This window comes from Protofrankia sp. CiP1_Cm_nod2 (assembly GCF_920664355.1).
Classification (GTDB): Bacteria; Actinomycetota; Actinomycetes; order Frankiales; family Frankiaceae; genus Protofrankia.
On the sequence record NZ_CAKKTL010000203.1, the window covers coordinates 1 to 9418 of the forward strand.

A 9418-nucleotide genomic window follows, 5' to 3' on the forward strand; every position below is an offset into this window, starting at 1 on the left:
ACGGGCGGTGTTGTCGTAGCTGGTGGTGAGGATGTGGGTGCCGTCGGGGCTCCACGCCCCGTGGGTGACCAGGCTGGTGTGGCCGGTGAAGGACGACAGCCGGGCGTCGGCTCGGCGGGGGGCGTTGGTCGGTGCCACCAGCCAGCCCGGCCGGCGTGTGCTCGGAGCTGAACGGCACAGCAGGGCCTGCGTCCGGTGGGCGGTGGAGCCGGCCCAGTGGGCGGCGTTCAGGTCGCAGCGTCGGAACAGCGTGCCGGCGAGACCGGTGCGGCGCAGATCGGCCGCGTTCAGGTCGGTGTCGTGTATTTCGGCCCGGGTGAGGTTCGCGCCGGCCAGGTCGGCCCCTGACAGGTCGGCGTCGCGTATCACGGCTCCGGTCAGATCGGCTCCGGCGAACGACATCCCGCGCAGGTCGAGCCGCCGGCCGCCGCCGTCGATCCACCAGCCGGCCAGATCGGCGCCGGCCAGGACGGCGCCGGCCGGGCGGTGGGCCGGGTGGCCGCCACGGGCGGCGGCCAGGCTGTACGCGAAGGCCAGCACCGCCGCCGCGTCAGCCCGGCCCGCCGGGGCATGGGCGGCCAGCTCCGCCAGCGTGGCGATGTGAGGGGAATGCTTCCCTTCGCCATGTCTCTCCTCGTCGCGTCCTGCCAGCCACTGGCCGAGGAAGTCGAGGGTCTCGGGGCTGGGGACCGGCAGCTGCCAGTGCTCGCGCGCCTGTTCCGCGGGCAGTTCCAGCGCCCGGCCCAGATATCGGGCGAGGAAGTACTCCCGCAGCGACGTGTGCGCGAACCCGAACGTGTCGTCGCCCCGGCGGACCAGGAACGTCGCCGTGCGCAGGTCCTCCTTCCACAGGTCGGGTGTCCGGGCCGGGTAGTGCAGCTCCAGGTCGGGCCGGCCGGCCAGGAACTCCAGCAGCCACTGCTCGACGTCGGCCACCTCCCACGTCGTGCGGCCCGACCGCCACAGCTGTGCCGCGAGGTGCTCCATGAGCAGTTGCTTGTGCTCCGGTAACAGCGAGTGCTTGCCGTCGTCCCGCTCCAGCCACTGCATGACGAACGACGCGTACAGGTCCACCGCGCGCACGGTGCGGCCGGCCAGCTTGGCGTGCTCCACCGTCTCCAGCTGTTCGGCGATCATCCGTAGGGTCAGCGGCCGCTCGGCGATCTCACGCAGGTTGTGCACGCTGTCGATCAGCTCCAGCAGCCGGTCGACGTCCGCGCCGGGCACGTTGGCGGCCAGGTACGCGCGCACCTGCTCCTCGTCGAACGGCAGCATCAGCAGGGCCAGGTAGTCGGGGCCGGCCGGGCCGTCCCGGTGCTGGCCGGTGAAGTGCGTGGTCTCGTGCCGGATCGAGCGGAAGTAGTGGGTGCGGCAGGACAGCAGCAGCCGGCTCGGCCGGTCGGCCCGCTGGCTGGCCGGCCGGGACCGCCAGGCATCCTCGGTGGCCCGCCACAGCCGGCGGGTGAACACCTGGCCGGCGTGCGGGTCCAGGTGCACCAGCACCTCGTCCAGCCCATCGAAGATCAGCACACAGTTGCCGGCCGCGACCAGGTCCAGCACCTGCGCGGCGGACGGGCCGGTGCCGAGGTCCCCGGCGGCCAGCAGCGCCTCCAGAATCCTCGGATGGCCCGCCCCCTCCCTGGCCAGCGCCGGTGGCAGGTCGCGCAGGTCGAACAGGATCGGCAACGGCGCCGAGCGGTCGTCGCCGCGGAGATCCAGCAGCGCCTGGGTGAGCAGCTTGACGGTGGTGGTCTTGCCCATGCCGACGTCGCCGAGCAGCGCGCACAGGTGCCGGGCGGCCGCCGAGGTGTCGGTGGCCCACACCAGCAGCCGCTCCACCGCCGGCACCGGCTCGCTGAACCGCCGCGGGCCCGCCGCGGCCAGGACGTCGGCGGCGAGCGACGTCTCCCCGGCCTTCGGCGGCACCGGCTCCACGTCCAGCGCGCGCCGGTCGGCCAGCCGCCGAGCCCACCCCTCCGACTCGGGCCATGGCGTGCCGGGCTCGCTGTCCAGCGCGTGCCGGTCGGCCAGCAGCCGAGCCCACCCCTCCGGCTCGGGCCGTGGCGTGCCGGGCTCACCCAGCCGGTCGTCGATCAGCCCCAGCACCATCTCGACGAACTCCAGCCGCGCCGGCCGCTGCGTGCGCTGGCTGAACGGCTGGCCGGCGCCGTGCAGCACGTCCCCGGCCGGCCCGGCCGGCCCGGCCGGCTCAGCCCCGCGGGCCACTCCCTCGAGGGCGACCCGGATCGGTCGGCGGGCCGTCGAGCCCGGGTGCGCGTGCCGCCGCGCGGCGGCGCTGTCCAGCTCCACCACCACGTCGGCCGCCTCCCGCAGCCGCCGCCGCTCGCTGTCGACCGCGAGCCCGAGCGCGATGTCGGACGCGCTGGTGAGCCGGTAGCCGGGACGCGCCGCCAGCTGCTCGGCCAGCAGCTCGACGAACTGCCGCTCCCGCCGCCGCACCGCGTCGGAAGCCTCCAGCGCCGTCTCCACATGCACAACCCCGCGTTCCACGTGCACAACCCCGCGGATCACCTCGCTCACCGTCGCCGGCACCGGCTCGTCGCCCGTCCCGCGAGCGGCCTCCCGCTGGGACCGCTCGGCGATCTCGTCACCGATGGCGTCCGCGCCCTCGAACCAGCAGAACCGGTCGGCCGGCGGGGCCTTCCGCTGGTCGCTCACCAGCCGCAGCTCGACGCCGGCCGCGGCCGCCGCATCGTCGAGCGCGGCCCGGAACTTGCGGAACGCGTCCTGCGCCTTCTGGTCGCTGCCGCCGGGCGTGGCCGCGTCCAGCGCCCGCGGCATCGGGATCCGGCCGTCGTCGTCGATCAGGTCGGCCAGGGCCCGCAGCCGGGACAGCTGCCGGGGGGTGACGTCGTCGGTGAGCCGGTCGAGGTGCCGGAGCACCGCCCGGCGCGGCAGCCGCCCCATCAGGCGGCGTCGCTCAGCACACGCCGGCGGATCGCCGTGGCGAGGTCCAGGGCGAACCGTTCCCGGCCGGCGCCCCGGGTCTCGGTGAAGCAGCGGCCGCCGGCACCGGCGAAGACCTGCCGCGCGTCCACCCCGTGCAGATCGTGCGAACCGTCCAACGGCACCCGCTTGAGCATCACCGGCAGCACCTTGTCGGCGCTCGGCCCGAGCAGCCGGGGGAGCTCCTCGCGGAGGATGAAGCGGCTGCTGAAGAAGCCGGGGCTCAGGAGCAGCAGCCCGTAGTCGCAGTGGTCCAGCCGGCTGAGGATCTGCCGGCGCCAGTCCTCGCCGAGGAGCAGGTGGGAATCCTCCCACCAGGCGATCCGCACCCCGGCCAGGCCGTCCAGGTGAAGCTGCTCGAGCAGCGCCCGCTTGGCCGCGACATCGTCGTGGCACCAGCTCAGGAACAGCGAGGCGTGGACCAGCCTGCCCATCCGCGGACCCCTTTTCACGTTTTTCCCGATGACTTCACGATAGCCGATGCTGCGACACGCAACGCACCTGGCCGGATCGCCACCGCCACCGGCCACGGGCTCACGGTGTCGTTCACCCGCAACGGCTGCCGTTGCCACGGCGCACGGTCGAGGAGGGCCAGGGGGGCGGGGCTCGGTCGTGGAGCCGACTCGGCCGGCGCGTCGTGGGCGCGGAACGTGTGTCGGCGCGCTCGTGGAACCTGTCAGGCGCGGGCGGCGAGCCAGGCCCCAGCGCGCACGGCGAGCCAGGCCCCAGCGTGCATGGCGCCACCGTTGGGATGGTTGCTGTCAGGGCCCGGCTGGGCGCGGCTGGTTGTGCCGCGGCGTCGTGTCCGGTGGGCCGTTGCGTTCGAGTTCGGCCAGCCAGACGGCCGCGCTCGCGTCCGACGGGGCCCGCCAGTCGCCGCGCGGCGAGAGCGTGCCGCCGAACGACACCTTCGGGCCGTTCGGCAGCGCCGACCGTTTGAACTGCGAGAGCTCGAAGAAACGGAAGAGGAACACCTTCAGCCAGCGGGTGATCGTCGGCAGGTCGTAGGCGTGCCGGCCGTCGGCGGGGAAACCGGCCGGCCAGCGTCCGGCCGCGGCGTCGCGCCAGGCGTGCCAGGCGAGGAAGGCGGCCTTCGACGGCGGCAGCCCGTAGCGCAGGATGTGGAACAGGAAGAAGTCGTGCAGCTCGTAGGGCCCGATACGGTCCTGGGTGCTCTGCAGCGCGCCGGTCTCGGCGTCCGCGGGCACGAGCTCCGGTGAGATCTCGGTGCCCAGGATCGCGGTCAGCAGCCGGCCGGCCGCCTCGTCGAACTGGCCCGAGGCCACCGTCCAGCGGATGAGGTACTGGATGAGCGTCTTGGGCACCCCCGCGTTGACCGCGTAGTGGCTCATCTGGTCGCCGACGCCGTAGGTGCACCAGCCGAGCGCCAGCTCGCTGAGATCGCCGGTGCCGACGACGAAGCCGCCGTGGGAGTTCGCCAGCCGGAACAGATAGTCCGTCCGCAGCCCGGCCTGGACGTTCTCGAAGGTGACGTCGTACACCGGTTCGCCCTCCGCCACCGGATGCCCGAGGTCGGCGAGCATCTGGCGGGCGGCGGGCCGGATGTCGATCTCCGCGCCGGTCACGCCGAGCGCGCGCATCAGCGCCCAGGCGTTCGACTTCGTCTCCTCCCCGGTGGCGAAACCGGGCATGGTGTAGCCCAGGATCGCCGACCGCGGCACCCCGAGCCGGTCGCACGCCTTGGCCGCGACGATGAGCGCGTGCGTGGAGTCGAGCCCGCCGGAGACGCCGATCACCATCGTCCGGCCGCCGGCGGAGCGGAACCGCCGGGCCAGGCCGTGCACCTGGATGTTGAACGCCTCGTAGCAGTCGAGATCGAGCCGCTCCGGGGTGTCGGGGACGAACGGGAAGCGGCGCTGGTGCCGCCGCAGCCCGACGTCCCGCCGGTGCGGACGGTGCTCGAAGGCGACGGTACGGAACCGGCGTTCGGGCTGCCCGGCCAGTACCGCGCTGTCGTTGAACGTCGGTGTCCGCATCCGCTCCAGGCGGATACGGGCGAGGTCGACGTCGGCGACGGTCAGCCGCGGCCCGTCGGCGAACCGCTCGGACTCGGCGAGCAGCTCACCGAGCTCGTGGATCGTGCCCTGGCCGTCCCAGGCGAGATCGGTGGTGCTTTCCCCGAGGCCCGCGGCCGAGTAGACGTAGGCCGCGACGGCGCGGGCCGACTGGGCGGCGGAGAGATACGCCCGGTCGGCCGCCTTGCCGACGACGATGTTCGACGCCGACAGGTTCGCCAGCAGCGTCGCCCCGGCCAGAGCCGCGTAGGAGGACGGGGGGATGGGGGACCAGTAGTCCTCGCAGATCTCGACACCGATCACAAGGTCGGGCAGGTCGGAGGCGGTGAACAGCAGGTCGGTGCCGAAAGGCACGGTCTCGCCCGCCACGGTGATCTCCTGGCCGGTGACACCGGCTCCCGGAGCGAACCAGCGTTTCTCGTAGTACTCGCGGTAGTTCGGCAGGAACGTCTTCGGCACGACGCCGAGGACGCGGCCGCGCGAGATCGCCAGGGCGGTGTTGTAGAGCCGGCCGCCCCGCCGCAGCGGCGCCCCGACCAGCAGCAGCGGCCCGAGGCCGCGGCTGGCCTCGCGGACGGCGGCCACCGCCTCCTCGACCGCGTCCAGCAGGGCGTCCTGCAGGTGCAGGTCGTCGATCGCGTAGGACGACAGGCCGAGCTCGGGGAACACCGCCACGTCGACGCCGTCCGCGTGCGCCGCGCGGGCGAGCGCGATCGTCCCCTCGGCGTTGCGCGCCGGGTCCGCGGTCGCGACCGGCGGGGCCGCCACAGCCACCCGTACCAGCCCGTGGCTGTGGATCGAGCCGAACTCCCGCTGGCCCACGCCGTCCCTCCTCGCCCCCGCGTTCTGACGTCACACGCGTTCCGGCTCCGCGCGTCCGCGCGCCGCCTGTCGTGCCATTGCACATCCTGCGCGTTCCCGGCGTCCCGCGTCGCCGCGGCCGCGCGGCCGGCCGGCCCCGGCGCGCGGCCGGCTTTCCCGGGGCGGAAGCGTTCACGATGCCGTGTAGAAGCGTGGGCCCGTGCCCTCTGTCGCGTCTGTCGCGTCTGTCGTGTCTGTCACGGTGTCGGCGGCTCGAGCTGGCCTGCGCCCGTACCCGCCGCCCGGAGCGCCGATACGGCCGGCACGGCGCTCCGGATCCTTCAGCCGTGCCGGCGGGCGGCATGTTCAATGCTGTATGACGACCGCGCGGTCAACAGGGCGGGGCATACCTCAACCGGCCGCGCGCGGACCGGTGCGGAACCAGGTGGGGCTGAGGTCTTCAGGCAGGAGGTCTTCAGATGAGCACGGAGTTCCTCTGGTACATCCCCAACACCGTCGAGCCCGGGCACCGCGGAGACGACACCCGCGACGGGTGGGGAACCCTCGACTTCTCCACCGACCTCGCCCGCGCCACGGAGGACCATGGCTGGGGCGGCGCCCTCATCGGGACGGGCTGGGGCCGTCCGGACACCTTCACCGTGGCCACCGCGCTGGCCGCCCGCACCACCACCTTCCAGCCGCTGGCGGCGATCCGGCCCGGATACTGGCAGCCGGCGCACTTCGCCAGCGCCGCCGCCACCCTCGACCAGCTCAGCGGCGGGCGCCTGCTCATCAACATCGTCAGCGGTCAGGACAGCCTTGGCGCGTACGGCGACGCGCAGCACGACCCGGCCCGCCGGTACGGCCGCACCAGGGAGTTCCTCCAGCTCGTGCGGCGGCTGTGGGCCGAGGAGGACGTCACTTTCCGTGGCGAGTACTTCGCTGTCGAGAACTCGACAGTGCGCCCGCGGCCACACCTCGCCGAGCGCGGCCGGCACCCGCGGCTCTACTTCGGCGGTGCCTCGGCCGCCGCGGAGCGGGTGTCGGCGGCCGAGGCCGACGTCCAGCTCTTCTGGGGTGAGCCGCTGGAGGGCATCGCCGAGCGGATCGACCGGCTGAAGACGCTGAGCTCCTTCGTCGGCCGCGCCCACGCCCCGCTGGAGTTCGGGCTGCGGATCACGACCCTGGTCCGGGACACCACCGAGGATGCCTGGCGGGACGCCGAGGCGAAGGTGGCGCTGATGGCGCGTGAGGTCGATCAGCACAACGACCCCGAACGGCGCCGGGCCGTCGGCCAGCAGCGGCTGCTCGACCTCGCCGAACGCGGCGAGGTGCTCGACTCCTGCCTCTACACCGCCCCCGGCCGGTATGGCGGCGGCGGCGCGGGCACCACCTGGCTGGTCGGCTCCCCGGACGACGTGGCCACCGCCCTGCGCGGGTACGCCGCCCTCGGCATCACCCACTTCGTCCTCTCCGACACCCCCTACCGGCAAGAGGCCGCCCGCATCGGCGACCAGCTCCTCCCGCTGCTGCGCGCCCCGGAACCGGTCCGAGCGGATGTCTGACCGGATGTGATTCCATGATCGGCAGGTGTATCCAGGCGGGAACGACCATCTCCGTGGTCACGGCACACCTCCCGGAACTGGCCTGGAGATCCATTCCTTTCAGATAAACGTAACGTGACCGTCCCGCCGCGGGCGGCGCGACAGGTCCGGAGACCGGACGATGCCCAGGGCAGTGAGCAGCCGCCAGACATCGGTCGACGGGTCTCGGCCCAGGACGGGGCAGCCGGGGGCGTGCCCGGAGCGCGCCGACCACTCCGCCGGGGACACGTCGGCGTTTCTGTCCACCGACTCGTACTGCGCCTGTGCTGCGTCACAGGCACCGTGCGGGCAGGCTGTGACGAGTGCCCGGGCGTTCGCCACAGCCGTCCCCTCCCTGTCGCGGAGAGCTTCGCGCCGTGTGGCTCTGCGGTCCAGCGGACGCATGTCTTCCATGCTTCCCCTCCGGCGGCGTTTCGCCGGAGGTGGGCTGTCAGGCTGTCTGTTGCGTCCGCTCACGCTGTTGCCCTTGTCGCCGGCCAGGTGAGCGCACGGACGAGTTCGCCGGCGGTGACCCGGGGGACCCCCCCGTAGCGGCCGCGCAGGTAGCCGCGTTCAAGGTTCTCCTCCTTACGGGGCCGGGCGTCGGTCAGCGGGTACAACTCGGTGGCGCCTGAGTGTTTCTTCACGGTGAGCCACACCTGGTCCCGGTCGAGCGGGCGGTCAAGGACTGCGTTGCCGAGCAGGGTCGCGTCGTGTGTCGTGAAGATCATCTGAGCGTTGTGCGGGTTGACGTCGGGGTCCTGGAAGAGCCGGACGACCTCCGCGGCCAGGGTGGGGTGCAGACTTGCGTCGAGTTCGTCCACCAACAGGGTGGTGCCGGAGTCCAGGGCCATCAGCAGGGGGCCGAGGAAGGCAAACCAGGCGTGGGTGCCGAGGGACTCCTCGGACAGGAAGTCCAGCGGGATGGTTCCGCCGTCCGGCGTCCGGTGGCGCAGTCTGACCTGTCCGGTGTTGTGGTCGACGTCGATCCCGGCCAGGCCGAGATCGGCTACGGACAGCATTTGATCGATGCGGTTATGGTAATGAGTAGCCTGTTCCGGGTCTGTCAGCAGGTGCTGGGTCCAGCGCGTGCGGGCCGCGGTGTCGGCGCCGGGGGTGACCGGCCACAGGCTGTCGAGGAACCAGCGGTGCAGGGCGGAGAGCTGCGGGTCGTTGAGCGTGGCTCCTACCGAGAGGAAGAGCGCGTTCGGCCGGGTCAACGCGACAAGATCCTCGCGCCTGCCTCTGAACCCGGAGCCTTTGAAGACGAATTCGTCCCCGCCATCGTCGGCCCGGCCGGCATCCCGGTCGAACCAGATGTTGCGCTTGCCGTGGGGGTAGGCGTGCAGCCACTCCGCCTCGACCCGCCCGTCCGAGAGCTCGAAGCCGTAGGTGTAGCGGACGGGGGTGCGACCCAGCAGCAGGTCGACCTCGAACAGCGACGTCTGCTCCCGGCAGGACGGATCCAGTCGGAAGGGCTCACGGGGGACGCTCCCAGGGGTCTTCGCCCAGTCCGCGAACGAGCCGCGTACCGCATCCTTCATGAAACAGACGGCGGCCAGCAGATTCGACTTGCCGGACGCGTTCGCCCCGAAGACCCCTACCACGGGGAGTACCGTCACCGGCCGTCCCTTGGACGTCAGCGACGTCGGGCGCGCGGTCCCCTCGTTGAGCTCGGTGCCGATCAACGAGAGCTCGTGTTCGTCGCGGATGGATCGATGGTTGGCCACCCGGAACCGGAGAAGCATGATCGACCTCCCGGGAGACGTAGCCAGCAGTTCTGTCACGAGCAGATCTATGCAGAAATTCTGCATGAAGAAGTCTACAATGCTCGTACTCGCGATGTCGCCGGGTACTTCTTTGGTCACCTGACCGACGCTGGCCGCCATGGAGAGGTCGACGCGGACGTCCTGCGGTGTGCTCCAGCCCGCTGGTACGAGCGACTGCTCGCCGCGGGCAGGCCGAGCAGCCTGCCCCTGCGCCCGTATGTCTTCACTCCCGACGACATCCCCCTGGTCGTGGACCCGCAGG

At 72.4% G+C, this 9418-nt stretch carries 5 protein-coding genes; 1 reads left to right on the forward strand and 4 read right to left on the reverse strand.

The window, feature by feature from the left end:
* The 3 genes from NBW84_RS18930 to NBW84_RS18940 all read right to left on the reverse strand — a co-directional run.
* A partial coding sequence (locus NBW84_RS18930; protein WP_250286076.1) for a pentapeptide repeat-containing protein occupies positions 1-2928 on the reverse strand: 2928 nt, incomplete at its 3' end.
* A complete protein-coding gene (locus tag NBW84_RS18935; protein ID WP_250286077.1) occupies positions 2928-3401 on the reverse strand; it encodes a toll/interleukin-1 receptor domain-containing protein in 474 nt (157 codons plus the stop codon). The genes NBW84_RS18930 and NBW84_RS18935, both read right to left, overlap by 1 nt.
* 327 nt (positions 3402-3728) lie before the next feature.
* Positions 3729-5825, reverse strand: coding sequence for an NAD(+) synthase (locus NBW84_RS18940; RefSeq protein WP_250286078.1), 2097 nt, complete (start codon positions 5823-5825; stop codon positions 3729-3731).
* 458 nt (positions 5826-6283) lie between these two features.
* On the opposite strand from NBW84_RS18940, the gene NBW84_RS18945 reads away from it, so the two are divergent.
* Positions 6284-7369, forward strand: coding sequence for an LLM class flavin-dependent oxidoreductase (locus NBW84_RS18945; protein WP_250286079.1), 1086 nt, complete (start codon positions 6284-6286; stop codon positions 7367-7369).
* Between the two features lie 491 nt (positions 7370-7860).
* Here the strand turns inward: NBW84_RS18945 and NBW84_RS18950 are convergent.
* On the reverse strand, positions 7861-9418 hold a 1558-nt coding region (locus tag NBW84_RS18950), incomplete at its 5' end, for an AAA family ATPase (RefSeq protein WP_250286080.1).